Annotated in this window: 23 protein-coding genes; 22 read left to right on the top strand and 1 reads right to left on the bottom strand. The window is 60.8% G+C overall.

Annotated elements, in window-relative coordinates; genetic code table 11:
* The first annotated feature begins 65 nt into the window (after positions 1–65).
* Positions 66–2,798: a bifunctional acetaldehyde-CoA/alcohol dehydrogenase gene (adhE, locus tag ACZ41G_RS06835; protein ID WP_033505973.1), complete on the top strand. Its 2,733-nt coding sequence runs from the start codon at positions 66–68 to the stop codon at positions 2,796–2,798.
* A gap of 239 nt (positions 2,799–3,037) precedes the next feature.
* Positions 3,038–3,715: a TetR/AcrR family transcriptional regulator gene (locus ACZ41G_RS06830; RefSeq protein ID WP_464145051.1), complete on the top strand. Its 678-nt coding sequence runs from the start codon at positions 3,038–3,040 to the stop codon at positions 3,713–3,715.
* Positions 3,716–3,729: 14 nt separating this feature from the next.
* On the opposite strand, the gene ACZ41G_RS06825 is transcribed toward ACZ41G_RS06830, so the two are convergent.
* A complete protein-coding gene (locus tag ACZ41G_RS06825) occupies positions 3,730–4,788 on the bottom strand; it encodes an alpha/beta hydrolase (protein WP_321046416.1) in 1,059 nt (352 codons plus the stop codon).
* 441 nt (positions 4,789–5,229) lie between these two features.
* Here ACZ41G_RS06825 and rpsJ point away from each other — a divergent pair, with 441 nt between their 5' ends.
* The 20 genes from rpsJ (at position 5,230) to rpmD (ending at position 14,342) form a co-directional block, all read left to right on the top strand.
* Complete coding sequence (gene rpsJ, locus ACZ41G_RS06820) at positions 5,230–5,538, top strand: 30S ribosomal protein S10 (RefSeq protein ID WP_003827292.1); 309 nt, start codon at positions 5,230–5,232, stop codon at positions 5,536–5,538.
* Positions 5,539–5,555: 17 nt separating this feature from the next.
* Complete coding sequence (gene rplC, locus ACZ41G_RS06815; protein WP_015450972.1) at positions 5,556–6,206, top strand: 50S ribosomal protein L3; 651 nt, start codon at positions 5,556–5,558, stop codon at positions 6,204–6,206.
* Positions 6,207–6,210: 4 nt separating this feature from the next.
* Entirely contained in the window at positions 6,211–6,876 is a 666-nt protein-coding gene (gene rplD / locus ACZ41G_RS06810) for a 50S ribosomal protein L4 (RefSeq protein WP_464145050.1), read from the top strand.
* A gap of 5 nt (positions 6,877–6,881) precedes the next feature.
* Entirely contained in the window at positions 6,882–7,178 is a 297-nt protein-coding gene (gene rplW / locus ACZ41G_RS06805; protein WP_015450970.1) for a 50S ribosomal protein L23, read from the top strand.
* 35 nt (positions 7,179–7,213) lie between these two features.
* Positions 7,214–8,044, top strand: coding sequence for a 50S ribosomal protein L2 (gene rplB / locus ACZ41G_RS06800; protein WP_015450969.1), 831 nt, complete (start codon positions 7,214–7,216; stop codon positions 8,042–8,044).
* Positions 8,045–8,059: 15 nt separating this feature from the next.
* On the top strand, positions 8,060–8,338 hold the full coding sequence (gene rpsS, locus ACZ41G_RS06795) for a 30S ribosomal protein S19 (protein WP_015450968.1): 279 nt from the start codon (positions 8,060–8,062) through the stop codon (positions 8,336–8,338).
* Between the two features lie 16 nt (positions 8,339–8,354).
* On the top strand, positions 8,355–8,714 hold the full coding sequence (rplV, locus tag ACZ41G_RS06790; protein ID WP_015450967.1) for a 50S ribosomal protein L22: 360 nt from the start codon (positions 8,355–8,357) through the stop codon (positions 8,712–8,714).
* 2 nt (positions 8,715–8,716) lie between these two features.
* Positions 8,717–9,535, top strand: coding sequence for a 30S ribosomal protein S3 (gene rpsC / locus ACZ41G_RS06785; protein WP_033505971.1), 819 nt, complete (start codon positions 8,717–8,719; stop codon positions 9,533–9,535).
* Positions 9,536–9,541: 6 nt separating this feature from the next.
* Positions 9,542–9,961 (top strand): 50S ribosomal protein L16, encoded by a 420-nt coding sequence (gene rplP, locus ACZ41G_RS06780; RefSeq protein WP_033505969.1) that lies wholly within the window; start codon positions 9,542–9,544, stop codon positions 9,959–9,961.
* On the top strand, positions 9,961–10,218 hold the full coding sequence (gene rpmC, locus ACZ41G_RS06775) for a 50S ribosomal protein L29 (RefSeq protein ID WP_015450964.1): 258 nt from the start codon (positions 9,961–9,963) through the stop codon (positions 10,216–10,218). Before rplP ends, rpmC begins: the two co-directional genes overlap by 1 nt.
* A gap of 2 nt (positions 10,219–10,220) precedes the next feature.
* Positions 10,221–10,487, top strand: coding sequence for a 30S ribosomal protein S17 (gene rpsQ, locus ACZ41G_RS06770; RefSeq protein WP_015450963.1), 267 nt, complete (start codon positions 10,221–10,223; stop codon positions 10,485–10,487).
* A gap of 70 nt (positions 10,488–10,557) precedes the next feature.
* A complete protein-coding gene (gene rplN / locus ACZ41G_RS06765; protein WP_015450962.1) occupies positions 10,558–10,926 on the top strand; it encodes a 50S ribosomal protein L14 in 369 nt (122 codons plus the stop codon).
* The gene (rplX, locus tag ACZ41G_RS06760) at positions 10,927–11,262 is read left to right on the top strand and encodes a 50S ribosomal protein L24 (RefSeq protein WP_412170454.1); all 336 of its coding nucleotides are present in this window, start codon (positions 10,927–10,929) and stop codon (positions 11,260–11,262) included. It abuts the gene before it with no gap.
* Positions 11,259–11,831, top strand: coding sequence for a 50S ribosomal protein L5 (gene rplE / locus ACZ41G_RS06755; protein ID WP_015450960.1), 573 nt, complete (start codon positions 11,259–11,261; stop codon positions 11,829–11,831). The genes rplX and rplE overlap by 4 nt, the downstream gene beginning before the upstream one ends.
* Position 11,832: 1 nt before the next feature.
* On the top strand, positions 11,833–12,018 hold the full coding sequence (locus ACZ41G_RS06750; RefSeq protein ID WP_003808046.1) for a type Z 30S ribosomal protein S14: 186 nt from the start codon (positions 11,833–11,835) through the stop codon (positions 12,016–12,018).
* An 88-nt stretch (positions 12,019–12,106) separates the two neighbouring features.
* The gene (rpsH, locus tag ACZ41G_RS06745; protein ID WP_015450959.1) at positions 12,107–12,505 is read left to right on the top strand and encodes a 30S ribosomal protein S8; all 399 of its coding nucleotides are present in this window, start codon (positions 12,107–12,109) and stop codon (positions 12,503–12,505) included.
* A 17-nt stretch (positions 12,506–12,522) separates the two neighbouring features.
* The gene (gene rplF / locus ACZ41G_RS06740) at positions 12,523–13,062 is read left to right on the top strand and encodes a 50S ribosomal protein L6 (RefSeq protein WP_029575834.1); all 540 of its coding nucleotides are present in this window, start codon (positions 12,523–12,525) and stop codon (positions 13,060–13,062) included.
* 1 nt (position 13,063) lies between these two features.
* Positions 13,064–13,435: a 50S ribosomal protein L18 gene (gene rplR, locus ACZ41G_RS06735; RefSeq protein ID WP_015450957.1), complete on the top strand. Its 372-nt coding sequence runs from the start codon at positions 13,064–13,066 to the stop codon at positions 13,433–13,435.
* Positions 13,432–14,160, top strand: a complete 729-nt coding sequence (gene rpsE, locus ACZ41G_RS06730) for a 30S ribosomal protein S5 (protein ID WP_464145046.1) — start codon at positions 13,432–13,434, stop codon at positions 14,158–14,160. The genes rplR and rpsE overlap by 4 nt, the downstream gene beginning before the upstream one ends.
* A complete protein-coding gene (gene rpmD / locus ACZ41G_RS06725; protein ID WP_015450955.1) occupies positions 14,160–14,342 on the top strand; it encodes a 50S ribosomal protein L30 in 183 nt (60 codons plus the stop codon). Before rpsE ends, rpmD begins: the two co-directional genes overlap by 1 nt.
* The last annotated feature ends 1 nt before the right edge of the window (position 14,343 follow it).

Below are 14,343 nucleotides of genomic sequence, written 5' to 3'. Positions count from 1 at the left end.
GATTCCGGTGACGAGCCGCCGACCGGCGGCGACCCCTTTTGCAGTACAGGCTCGAGGAGGACCAATTGGCAGAAGCAAAGAAAACAGAGGCTACCAAGCCAAGCCCCGAAGAGAAGCTGATCGCGGCTCAGGCCGAGGTCGACGAGCTGGTCAAGAAGGCCCAGGTTGCCCTGAAGGAGTTTGAGAAGCTTGATCAGAAGCAGGTCGATCACATCGTCGCGAAGGCTTCCGTCGCAGCGCTGAACAAGCATCTGCAGCTGGCGAAGATGGCTGTGGACGAGACCGGCCGTGGTCTTGTGGAAGACAAGGCCACCAAGAATATCTTCGCGTGCGAGCACGTTACCCACTATTTGGCGGGGCAGAAGACCGTCGGCATCATCCGTTCCGACGATGTCCTCGGCATTGATGAAATCGCCGAGCCGGTCGGTGTGGTCGCGGGTGTCACCCCGGTCACCAACCCGACTTCGACTGCGATTTTCAAGTCCTTGATTGCGCTTAAGACCCGGTGTCCGATCGTCTTCGGCTTCCATCCGTTCGCGCAGAAGTGCTCGGTCGCGGCCGCCAAGATTGTGCGTGACGCGGCCATCGCCGCAGGCGCGCCTGAGAACTGTATCCAGTGGATTGAGCATCCGTCCATCGAGGCGACCGGTGCCCTCATGCGCCACGACGGCGTCGCCACGATTCTCGCGACCGGCGGCCCGGGTATGGTCAAGGCTGCGTACACCTCCGGCAAGCCGGCACTCGGCGTCGGCCCGGGCAATGCTCCGGCGTACGTCGATGCCGATGTCGATGTCGAGCGTGCCGCCAACGACCTCATCCTCTCCAAGCATTTCGATTACGGTATGATCTGCGCCACAGAGCAGGCGATCATCGCCCACAAGGACGTCTACGACCCGCTGGTCAAGGAACTCAAGCGTCGCAAGGCCTACTTTGTGAACCCCGACGAGAAGGCCAAGCTTGAGCAGTACATGTTCGGCTGCACCTCCTATTCCGGTGGTTCCCCGAAGCTCAACTCCGTCGTGCCGGGCAAGTCCCCGCAGTACATCGCCCATGAGGCTGGCTTCGAAGTGCCCGCCGATGTGACCATCCTTGCCGCCGAATGCAAGGAAGTCGGCGAGATGGAGCCGCTTACTCTCGAAAAGCTCTGCCCGGTGCAGGCCGTGCTCAAGGCCGACAATAAGGAGCAGGCTTTCGAGATGTGCGAAGAGATGCTCAAGCATGGCGCCGGCCACACCGCCGCCATCCACACCAACAACCAGGATCTGGCCCGTGAATTCGGTCTGCGCATGCACGCTTGCCGTATCATCTGGAACTCCCCGAGCTCGCTTGGTGGCATCGGCGATATCTACAACTCCATCGCCCCGTCCCTGACCCTGGGCTGCGGCTCCTACGGCGGCAACTCGGTGTCCGGCAACGTCCAGGCCGTCAACCTCATCAACATCAAGCGCATCGCACGGAGGAACAACAACATGCAGTGGTTCAAGGTGCCGCCGAAGACCTATTTCGAGCCGAACGCGATCCGGTATCTGCGCGACATGTACAACCTCAACCGCGCGGTCATCGTGTGCGACAAGGTCATGGAGCAGCTCGGCGTGGTCGACAAGATCATCGACCAGCTGCGCGCCCGCCAGAACCGCGTCACCTTCCGCATCATCGACTACGTCGAGCCGGAACCGTCGGTCGAGACCGTCGAGCGCGGCGCCTCCATGATGCGTGACGAGTTCAAGCCCGACACCATTATCGCCGTTGGCGGTGGCTCCGCGATGGACGCCGCGAAGGTCATGTGGCTCATGTACGAGCACCCGGAGATCGCCTTCTCCGATGTGCGCGAGAAGTTCTTCGATATCCGTAAGCGCGCGTTCAAGATCCCGCCGCTCGGCGAGAAGGCCAAGCTCGTGTGCATCCCGACCTCTTCCGGCACCGGTTCGGAGGTCACTCCGTACGCCGTCATCACCGACCACAAGACCGGCTACAAGTACCCGATCACCGATTACGCGTTGACCCCGTCCGTGGCCATCGTCGACCCGGTGCTCGCCCGCACCCAGCCGCGTCGCTTGGCCTGCGATTCCGGCATGGACGCCCTTACCCACGCAATCGAGGCCTACGTGTCCGTGTACTCCAACGACTTCACCGACGCCATGGCGCTGCACGCCATCAAGATCATCTGGGACAACCTGTCCGAGTCCGTCAACGGTGAAGCCGGTCTTGAGAAGACCGCCGCGCAGGAACATATGCACAACGCCGCCACCATGGCTGGCATGGCCTTCGGCTCCGGCTTCCTCGGCATGTGCCACAGCATGGCGCACACCATCGGTGCGCTGTGCCACGTGGTCCACGGCCACACGAACGCCATCCTGCTGCCGTATGTCATCCGCTACAACGGCCAGGTCCCGTCCGAACCGACCAGCTGGCCGAAGTACAACAAGTACGTGGCCCCGCAGCGCTACCAGGAAATCGCCCGTCTGATTGGCATCGATCCGGGCAAGACCCCTGAGGAAGGTGTGGAGAACCTCGCCCGCGCTATCGAGGATTACCGAGACAACAAGCTCGGTATGGACGCCAGCTTCAAGGCCTGCGGTGTTGACGAGGATACGTACTGGTCGCTTATCGACCGCATCGGCATGCGCGCCTATGAGGACCAGTGCACGCCGGCGAACCCGCGTATCCCGCTCATCGAGGATATGGAGGACATCGCCATCGCCGCATACTATGGCGTCTCGCAGGCTGAGGGCCACAAGATGCGCGTCGATCGTCTCGGTGTCGCAGCCACCGAAGAGGCTTCTGAGCGCGTGAAGTGATGTCCCGCGGGGCAGATTCCCGCCCGGCATTGATCGCCTGAATCCTAACCATTGCGCCGTCGTACCCAGTCGGGTATGGCGGCGCAACTCATTTCGGGGTCCATGATTGGCTGTAGCCGGCCGGCATCAGCATCTGCTGGCATCAGCTTCTGTCGGCATCTGTCGGAGGTGATATGGGTGGCACGGCATCGCTTGTCGTACCATCAGCCTCGCGTAATCGCGTGTTATCATACCTGCTTGTGACAGCCATTGAACAACCGACAGCTTCCCGCCGCCGTACGAAACGTGGCAATTATGCCCCCAGCCGCGCTAGGCGTGAACAGATAGCCTCAGCCGTACTGCAGATTGTCGATCAATCCGGGTATGGCGACGTGACTGTCATCCGGATTTCCAAGGAAACCGGGATACCGCAGTCGAGCGTCCTCTATCATTTCCCCACCAAAGACCATCTGCTGGTCGGCGCGATGGAATACGCCGATTCGCTTGACGGCAAAGAGCACAACCTGGAAAGCACATGGCCCGAGCTGAGCGAGGACATGCTCGACAAGCTTATCAGGATGAGGCTTTCGCGACGCAACCGGCTGTTGCTCATGGCCTACCTTCGCGGGTTGGCCACGCAGCCGGACAATCCGGCGAGCAAGTACCTAGCGACCAAGGATATGCGCACCGTCGATCATTGGACGAAACTGTGCACGCAGTTGCAGCATCAAGGCGTGATGCACCAAGCCTTGGACGCCAAACGCACCGCGATGCAGATTCTTGCGCTCTGGCAGGGTTTGGTGCAGGCGTATCTGCGTGACGATTCCTTTGATGCCGACACGATGCATGATCTGTTCATGGATGGCATGCGCCATCTGACGTGCAGGAACTGGCAGGAGTTCCTTACCTATCTTTCGCGTCCGGACGTCGGTATCTAGGTTCGCTCCGGACGTTATGACAGCAGCCGGTACGAGAAATCGTGGATCTGGCGGAACACCGCCTCGCTTTCTTCGAGCCACGACATGCAGACGCTGTAGACATGGCCGAGCGGTTTGCCGGGCCGTGTTTTGACGTCGTGGAGTTCGAACTCCTGGTGCGCGCGTGACAGCTCCGTCGCAAGGGCCAGGCTTTCATACTCGATGAAATCGTCGCTGCTGGTCGCCAGATACATGGGCGGTATCATGCTGTTGCGGACCAAGTTGGTGCTGAAGCGGTAGTCGGGGTCGACCTGCGACAGCCGCTTGAAGAAGTGGGGACCGATAACCGACACGACGTCGTCGGGACGTTCGTTGCGCGATTGTGCATCCGTGACCCCCGGTGTGAATGGCGAAAGATCGAAGACTCCCGAAACCGCGGCGACACCACGGATGTGCAGACCCGATGGGGTGACGCCGTATGCTGCGGCCGTTGCGGGGTCGCTTTGCAAGGCAGCCTGATAGAAGGCGAGTGCACCGCCGGCGGAATCGCCGGTGAGGAACACGTGATTAAGGTCGATTGGGTAGGCATCTCCATGCCCGGCGATCCAGGCGAGGCCTGCGGCGATATCGCGCAGCTGTCCGAGGAAATCGGTCTGCGGCGCGGGGCGGTAGTTGAGCGAAAACACTGCGAAACCGTGTTGTGCGAGCGTTACGTTGAAATTGCGGTTGAGTTCCTTATACCCGTATACGAATCCGCCGCCGTGGATATCGACGTAGACAGGCAGCGTGCGGCCTTGGCGGATAACGGCGTCATGGGGTAGATACAAATCGAGCAGATGCCCGCGGATCCCGTCGTCGAGATAAGGGATGTCGGTAATCATATCGATGTCATCGGGCACTGACCAGTACTGTGAGCGTGGCAGATCGCTTCTTGCAAACGCGAGGCGGGTGTCGCGGATGGCCTGTACAGCGTGCTCGTCGTATCCGCAATCGGCGAGGTCTGCGTCGAATTCGGTCCAGCTCGCGGAACGTGGATTGCCGAAATCAAACTGTGGGGTGGCGCCGAGCGCCGACTCATATCTCAGATGTGCCATATCTGCCTCGATTCTCCAACGCCGTCGTCGTTGTGCGGTGGTGCGTAGCCGTATGGCCCAGTCTAGTCTTTCGTTGGGCGGACAGGCGGATTGCGTGTTGCGCCACACCGTGGTGGCGGGCGGCAGCTTGATGTCCTATACTCAGGTGGGCTCTTGTGATGGATGAGATGAGTGGTGTCAGCGCCCGGGGCAGAGTCCCGGAAGTGCGACACGCCGCAGAAATCTTATACATGGCACGTGCTTTAATAATCAAGTTGCCTGTTTTAGGCTCGCATATTGGAATCAAAAAAGCGAGCGCGGCGTCGGCGGCTCCGAGTGGGTCGCTGTCTGGCTGCGCACTGATGTGGTTACGACCGGGGCGTTATGCCTTGGGTCAAGCTCGCCGGTGCCCTGCGACAGGTTGGTAAACAGTAAACGAATCGCTAGAAAGGGCGGACGGCAATGGCGGGACAGAAAATCCGCATCAGGCTTAAGTCCTATGACCATGAGGTCATCGACCAATCGGCGAAGAAAATCGTCGAGACGGTGACGAACGCGGGTGCCACTGTGGTGGGCCCGGTTCCTCTGCCGACCGAGAAGAACGTATTCTGTGTTATTCGTTCTCCTCACAAGTACAAGGATTCTCGCGAGCATTTCGAGATGCGTACTCATAAGCGTCTCATCGACATCGTGGACCCGACCCCGAAGGCCGTGGACTCCCTGATGCACATTGATCTGCCTGCGGATGTCAACATCGAGATCAAGCTGTAAGGGAGGAGGGAACCGCTATGTCACAGAACAAGAATCGCACTGCACTGCTCGGCCGCAAACTCGGCATGTCGCAGGTCTGGGATGAGAACGGCTTCTTCGTTCCCGTCACCCTGGTCGACGTGTCCACCAACGTGGTCACCGCAGTCAAGACCGAGGAAACCGACGGCTACAAGGCTGTCCAGCTCGGTTACGGCCAGATCGATCCGACGAAGGTGACCAAGCCGCTCGCTGGTCATTTCGCCAAGGCCGGTGTCACCCCGCGTCGTCACCTCGCAGAGGTGCGCACGGAGAACGCCGAGGAGTACAAGCCCGGTCAGGAACTGACCGCCGAGCTGTTCTCCGAAGGTACGCTGGTGGACGTCACTGGCACCACCAAGGGCAAGGGCTTCGCCGGTACCATCAAGCGCTGGGGCTTCAAGTCCTATCGTCGTACTCACGGCTCTCATAAGAACGAGCGTCGCCCCGGTTCAGTCGGTGCATGCGCTACTCCGAGCCGTATTCTCAAGGGCAAGCGCATGGCCGGCCGTATGGGTCATGAGACCAACACCGTGCTCAGCCTTACCATCGTCTCCTCCGATGTCGAGAACGGCATCCTCGCCATCAAGGGCGCCATCCCGGGGCCCAAGGGTGGCATCGTTCTCGTCCGTTCGGCAGTGAAGGGAGCCTGAAACCATGGCAAACGTTACTCTGAACGTCACTGACGTCAAGGGACAGGCCGCTGGCACCGTCGAGGCGCCGGCTGAAATCTTCGGCATTTCCGCTGAAGACGTCCACGCCCACATCCCGCTGATCCACCAGGTGGTCATCGCACAGCTCGCCGCTGCCCGTCAGGGCACCCATGCGGTGAAGAACCGTGCGAATGTCTCCGGCGGCGGCAAGAAGCCGTGGAAGCAGAAGGGCACCGGCCGTGCACGCCAGGGCTCTATCCGCGCTCCGCAGTGGTACCACGGTGGCGTTGTCCACGGGCCGGTTCCGCGTGACTACAGCCAGCGCACCCCGAAGAAGATGAAGGCTGCAGCTCTGCGCTACATCCTCTCCGATCGCGCCAACGCCGGTCACATCGGTGTCATCGATTTCGGTGGCATCGAGACCCCGTCCACGAAGACCGCTGTTACCGCGCTGAACGCCGTGAGCTCCAACGAGTTCACCACCGTGGTGTTCTCCCGCGACAACATCAACGAGTGGCTGTCGGTGCGCAACATCCCGACCGTGCACCCGATCTTCGCGGATCAGCTCAACACGTACGACGTGGTCACCGCCAAGTATGTCGTCTTCTCGAAGGAAGGCTTCGACGCCTTCGTTGCAGCGAAGACGAAGTCGGCCACGAAGGAGGCCTGATCCACATGGTCGCTATTCACAAGCCAGCACACGACATCATCCTCAAGCCTGTTGTCTCTGAGAAGAGCTACGCCGAGTCCGATCGCGGCCGCTACACCTTCGTTGTGGCGCCGAACGCGAACAAGGTGCAGATCAAGCAGGCCATCGAAGAGATCTTCAATGTCAAGGTGACGAATGTCAACACCCTCAACCGCGCGGGCAAGCGCAAGCGCACCCGCACCGGTTTCGGTCAGCGTGTCAATCAGAAGCGCGCGATCGTGACCGTGGCCGAGGGCCAGACGATCGACATCTTCGGTAACTGAAGGCTAGCCGAGAAAGTCAAAGGAAGAACTACATTATGGCTATCCGCGTTTATAAGCCGACGACTGCAGGCCGTCGCAACGCGTCCGTGTCGGATTTCTCCGACGTCACGCGCTCCACGCCTGAGAAGTCGCTGGTTCGCAAGCTCACCAAGACCGGCGGTCGTAACTCTTATGGCCGTATGACCTCCCGCCATCGTGGCGGCGGCCACAAGCGCCAGTACCGTCTCATCGACTTCAAGCGTTGGGACAAGGACGGCGTGCCGGCGAAGGTCGCTCACATCGAGTACGACCCGAACCGTTCGGCCCGCATCGCACTGCTGCACTATGCAGATGGTGAGAAGCGCTACATCATCGCTCCGGAAGGCGTCAAGCAGGGCGACATCATTGAGACCGGCGAACAGGCCGATATCAAGCCCGGCAACAACCTGCCGCTGCGCAACATCCCGACCGGTACCATTGTGCACGCCATCGAGCTCCGCCCGCTGGGCGGCGCGAAGATTGCGCGTTCCGCTGGTGCTGCCGTTCAGCTCGTCGCTAAGGATGGCGCTTACGCCCAGCTGCGTATGCCGTCCGGCGAAATCCGCAACGTCGACGCTCGCTGCCGCGCGACCGTCGGTGAGGTCGGCAACGCCGATCACGCCAACGTCCAGCTCGGTAAGGCAGGTCGCGCCCGCTGGATGGGCAAGCGCCCGATCACTCGTGGTGAGTCCATGAACCCGGTCGACCACCCGCACGGCGGTCGTACTCGTGGTGGCAAGCCGCCAGTGTCTCCGTGGGGCAAGGGCGAAGTTCGTACTCGCCGTCCGAAGAAGGCTTCGAACAAGATGATTGTTCGTCGTCGTCCGAATGGTAAGAACCGCAAGTAAGGGAGTGTCGAGTAGATGACTCGTAGCATCAAGAAGGGCCCATTCGTCGACGCCCACTTGCAGAAGAAAGTCGACGAGCAGAACGAGAAGGGCACGCACAACGTCATCAAGACGTGGTCGCGCCGTTCGATGATCACCCCGGACTTCATCGGCCACACCTTCGCCGTCCATGACGGCCGCAAGCATGTGCCGGTGTTCGTCACCGAGGCAATGGTTGGCCACAAGCTCGGCGAGTTCGCCCCGACCAAGACCTTCAAGGGTCATGTGAAGGACGACAAGAAGGCACGCCGCTAAAGAGGAGACAAGACACATGGAAGCTAAAGCAATCGCTCGTCACGTCCGCGTGACGCCGCGCAAGGCTCGCCGCATGGTCGACCTCATCCGAGGCAAGCGTGCGACCGACGCCATTACCATTCTCAAGTTCGCTCCTCAGTCCGCCGCACTCCCCGTGCGCAAGACTCTGGAGAGCGCTATCGCCAACGCTCGCGTGAAGGCCGACAAGGCCGGCGAGCCGTTCCGCGAGAACGACCTGTTCATCAAGGAGACCTATGTGGACGAAGGCGTGACGCTCAAGCGTTTCCGCGCTCGTGCCCAGGGCCGTGCCGCTCGCATCAACAAGCGCACCAGCCACATCACGGTCGTTGTCGCTAGCAAGGAAGGAGCCCGCTAAAGATGGGTCAGAAGATCAATCCCTTTGGCTATCGCCTGGGTATCACTGAGAACCATCGTTCCAAGTGGTTCTCCGATTCCAACAAGGTTGGCGAGCGTTACCGTGACTTCGTGCTGGAGGATGACAAGATCCGCAAGGCGCTGAGCAAGGATCTCGAGCGTGCGGGCGTGTCCCGTATCGTCATCGAGCGTACCCGTGACCGTGTGCGTGTGGACATCCACACCGCCCGCCCGGGCATCGTGATCGGCCGCCGTGGTGCTGAGGCTGAGCGCGTTCGCGCCAAGCTCGAGAAGCTCACCGGCAAGCAGGTCCAGCTCAACATCTTCGAAGTGAAGAACGCGGCTCTTGACGCTCAGCTCGTCGCCCAGAGCATCGCTGAGCAGCTGACCAACCGCGTCACCTTCCGCCGTGCCATGCGCAAGGCCGAGCAGGACGCGATGCGTGCCGGCGCAAAGGGTATCCGCATCAAGCTCTCCGGCCGTCTCGGCGGTGCGGAAATGAGCCGTTCCGAGTTCTATCGCGAGGGTCGCGTTCCGCTGCAGACTCTCCGTGCCCTCATCGATTACGGCTTCTTCGAAGCCCGCACCACTTACGGCCGTATCGGCGTGAAGGTGTGGATCTACAAGGGCGATATGACTGAGACTCAGTTCGAAGAGCAGCAGGCTCAGCAGAACAACAGCCGTCCGGGTCGTCGTGGCGATCGTCGCCAGCGCCGTGGCGGTCAGCGTTCCGCTCAGACCAAGCCCGCGACCGAAGCCGCTCAGGCGGCCCCGGCTGCAGCCGAAGCTGAGGCTCCTGCCGCAACGGAAACGAAGGAGTGAGCTGGAATGCTTATCCCAAAGAGAGTTAAATACCGCAAGCAGCATCGCCCGGACCGTCATGGTATGTCCAAGGGCGGCAACGAGATCGCTTTCGGCGATTACGGCATCCAGGCGCTTGCCCCGGCTTATGTGACAAACCGTCAGATCGAAGCCGCACGTATCGCCATGACCCGCTACATCAAGCGTGGTGGCCGCGTGTGGATCACGATCTTCCCGGATCGCCCGCTGACCAAGCACCCGCTCGGCGCCCGAATGGGTTCCGGTAAGGGCGCGCCTGAGTTCTGGATCGCCGATATCCACCCCGGTCGAGTCATGTTCGAGATCGGTGGTGTCACGGAGGATGTCGCTCACGAGGCTCTGCGCCGCGCTATCGACAAGCTCCCAATGAAGTGCCGTATTATCGCGCGTGAAGGCGGTGACATCTGATGCCAGTCGGAACTGCAGACTATTCCATCAAGAATCTCAACGAGAAGACCAATGCGGAAATCGAGGGCTTCCTCAAGAAGTCCAAGGAAGAGCTGTTCAACCTGCGCTTCCAGCACGCAACCGGCCAGCTCGAAAACACCGCCCGTCTCAAGGCCGTCAAGCGCGACATCGCCCGGATGTACACCGTCCTGCGCGAGCGCGAACTCGGTATCACCGAAGAGCCTGAGGCTGCGGATACGAAAGCTGAGGAGAAGTAAGCATGGCTGAAAAGCAAGAGCGTAACTTCCGCAAGGTTCGTCGCGGTTACGTCGTGTCCGAAGCTATGGACAAGACGATTACCGTCGAGCTCGAGCAGCGTTCGACCCACCCGCTGTACGGCAAGGTCGTCCGCTCCACCCGCAAGGTCAAGGCCCATGATGAACACAACGAAGCCCACGTTGGCGACCTCGTGAGTATTATGGAGACTCGGCCTCTGAGCAAGACCAAGCGTTGGCGTCTCGATAGCATTATCGAGCGCGCCAAGTAACAAGTTCGGCAAGGCTCCGCGATCACCCGCAAGGGTGCTCGGGGAGAACCAGCTCGGCTAAGGAGAATCAATGATTCAGCAGGAAACGCGGCTTCATGTCGCCGACAACACGGGTGCCAAGGAGATCTTGGCCATCCGAGTGCTCGGCGGATCGAAGCGACGCTATGCCGGCATCGGCGACGTGATCGTCGCCACCGTCAAGGACGCCATTCCTGGCGGGTCGGTCAAGAAGGGCGACGTGGTGAAGGCCGTTGTCGTCCGCACCGTCAAGGAACACCGCCGTGCGGATGGTTCCTACATCAAGTTCGACGAGAACGCCGCTGTGCTCCTCGGCTCTGGCCAGGAACCCAAGGGCACTCGTATCTTCGGACCGGTCGGTCGTGAGCTGCGCGACAAGCGCTTCATGAAGATCGTGTCCCTCGCTCCGGAGGTGATCTGAATGGTAGCCAAGATCAAGAGCGGCGACCAGGTCAAGGTCATCCGCGGCAAGGATCGCGGCAAGGAAGGCAAGGTCTTGCGTGTGCTGCCCAACGATCGACTGATCGTTGAGGGTGTGCAGGTCGTCAAGAAGCATGTCCGCGCCACCCAGCAGGGCCAGCAGTCTGGCATTGTTCCGGTCGAGGCCCCGATCCATCGCTCCAACGTGATGCTGATCGACCCGGAGACCAAGCAGCCGACCCGCGTTGGCGTGGTCGTTAAGCAGGAGGCTCGTGACGGCAAGGTGAAGACCGTGCGCGTGCGTGTCGCCAAGAAGTCCGGAAAGGAGCTGGCATGACCGATACCACAGTCGAAGCGCCGGCAACTCCGCGCTTGAAGCAGAAGTACTTCGACCAGATCGTGCCTGAGCTCGAGAAGGAATTCAAGTATTCCAACCCGATGCAGGTCGCTCGTCTGCAGAAGGTCGTCGTCTCCATGGGTGTCGGTGCCGCTGCCCGCGACTCCAAGCTCATCGAAGGTGCTGTGAAGGACCTGACGGCCATCACCGGTCAGAAGCCGAAGATCACCCACGCGAAGAAGTCCGTCGCGCAGTTCCACCTGCGTGAGGGGCAGGCCATCGGTGCGTATGTTACGCTCCGCGGCGACCGCATGTGGGAGTTCCTCGACCGCCTTCTGACGCTGGCTCTGCCGCGTATCCGCGATTTCCGCGGAATCGATGGCAACCAGTTCGACGGCCAGGGCAACTACAACTTCGGTCTCACTGAGCAGTCCATGTTCCACGAGATCGATCCTGATTCCATTGACCACGTCCGTGGTATGGACATCACCGTGGTGACGAACACCAAGGACGACAAGGAAGCCCGCGTGCTGCTCAAGCACCTCGGTTTCCCCTTCAAGGAGAACTGAAATGGCAAAAACCGCTCTGAAGAACAAGGCGGCCGCCAAGCCGAAGTTCAAGGTGCGCGCCTACACGCGTTGCCAGGTTTGTGGTCGTCCCCACTCCGTGTACCGCAAGTTCGGCCTGTGCCGCATCTGCCTTCGCGAGAAGGCTCACCGTGGCGAGCTGCCCGGAGTTACGAAGTCCAGTTGGTAAACATCGACGCTGAAGGTCCGCGGCCCGATCGGGTGCATGGCACCCGTGAGGGCGGCGGAAACCACGGCGAGAAAGGGCGTTAGCCCACATGACAATGACAGATCCGATCGCAGACATGCTCACGCGTCTGCGTAATGCGAGCGCGGCAAAGCACCAGACCGTGGATATGCCGTACTCCAAGTTCAAGGCGAACATCGCCGAGATCCTCAAGCGTGAAGGCTACATCGCTGATTTCACGGCGAAGGAAGCCAAGGTCGGCCAGACCCTCGAAATCACGCTGAAGTATGGTCCTCACGGCGAACGTTCCATCCAGGGCATCAAGCGTATTTCGAAGCCGGGCATGCGTCGCTATGCGAAGTCCGACTCCTTGCCGATGCCGCTCGGCGGCCTCGGTGTCGCCATCATCTCGACGAGCTCGGGATTGCTGACCCAGAAGGAATGCCTCGACCGGGGCATCGGCGGCGAAATCGTCGCTTACGTTTGGTGAGAAAGGAGAGCTGAAACATGGCATCGCATATTGGTAAGCTCCCCGTCACCATCCCGGATGGCGTGGAAGTCAAGATTGAAGGTCAGACCTTCTCCACCAAGGGCCCAAAGGGCTCTGATTCCTTCGTGATTCCGGAAGGCATCACCGGCAAGGTCGAAGGCAACGAAATCATCCTGACCCCGGCCGACGATCTGCGTCCGACCCGTGCCAAGCACGGTCTGGCCCGTTCGATCATCGCGTCCATGGTCAAGGGCGTTCACGAGGGCTACACCAAGACCCTCGACATCGTCGGCACTGGTTACCGCGCGCAGCTCAAGGGCAAGAGCATCGAGTTCTCCCTCGGCTACTCGCACACCATCACCGTCGATCCTCCTGAAGGCATCGAGTTCGAACTGCCGAACGCCAACCAGGTGATCGTCAAGGGCTCCGACAAGCAGGCCGTTGGCCAGGCTGCCGCGAACATCCGCAAGCTTCGTGCTCCGGAACCCTACAAGGGCAAGGGCATCAAGTACAGCGACGAGCACATCCTGCGCAAGGCTGGAAAGGCTGGTAAGTGATATGAGCGTCAAGATTTTCGGCAAGGGCAAGAAGTTCTCCCGTCTTCGTCGTCACGCCCGCCTGCGCAAGCGCATTTCCGGTACCCCGGAGCGTCCGCGCCTGGTGGTCACCCGTTCCAACCGTCACATGGTCGCCCAGATTGTGGACGATACCAAGGGCATCACCTTGGCAAGCGCTTCCACTATGTCCCACGATTTCGATGGGTTCGAAGGCAACAAGACCGAAGCGGCCAAGAAGGTCGGTGAACTTGTCGCTCAGCGCGCCAAGGACGCCGGTATCACCAAGGTCGTGTTCGACCGCGGTGGCTACAAGTACCATGGTCGCGTCGCAGCTGTTGCTGATGGCGCCCGCGAGGGAGGTCTGGCACTGTGAGCGATAACGAGAAGGAAACCCAAGTGGCTGAAGAAACTCAGAACACTCAGGCTGCTGCAGAGAACAACGGCGAGCGCAAGTCCCGTCGTGGCCAGCGCGGTGAAGGCCGTCGCGGTGAGCGTCGCAACCGTCGTGAAGAGAATCACGGCGACGAGCTGCTCGATCGCGTGGTCACTATCAACCGCGTGTCCAAGACCCACAAGGGTGGTCGTACTTTCAGCTTCGCCGCCCTCGTGGTTGTCGGTGACGGCAAGGGCACTGTGGGTGTCGGCTATGGCAAGTCCCGTGAGGTCCCGGCGGCTATCGCCAAGGGCCAGCTGGACGCCAAGAAGCACATGTTCACCGTTCCGCGCGTCAAGGGCACCATCACCCACCCGGTGATTGGTCATGACGCCGCTGGCACCGTGATGCTTCGCCCGGCCGCCCCTGGTACCGGCGTTATCGCCGGTGGTGCTGTCCGCGCCGTCATGGAGTGCGCTGGCATCTCCGACATCCTCACCAAGTCCATGGGCTCTGCAACCGCGGTGAACGTGGTCCGTGCAACCGTGGCTGCTCTTAAGCAGCTCGAAGAGCCGGAAGAGATCGCGGCGCGCCGTGGTCTCTCGCTCGAAGAGGTTGCTCCGGATGCTCTGCTGCGCGCTCGCGCCGAGGGCATCGCTGAGGCCCGCAAGGCCCGTGAGGAAGCCCAGGCCAAGGCAGCCGCTGAAACGAAGGATGGTGAGTGATGGCAAACCTCAAGATCACCCTGATCCACGGTGTGGTGAACACCACCCCACGCCAGCGTGCTACGGTGCAGACCCTGGGTCTGCACAAGATCGGCCAGAGCGTCGTCCGCGAGGACACCGCCGCCAACCGTGGCCTGGTCAACGCTGTGCGCCACCTGGTCACCGTCGAGGAGGCTGACTGAT

The sequence above is a fragment of the Bifidobacterium porcinum genome, assembly GCF_055378475.1.
Note: the sequence above shows the minus strand (reverse complement) of the source record. Positions and strands in the feature narration are given on the sequence as shown.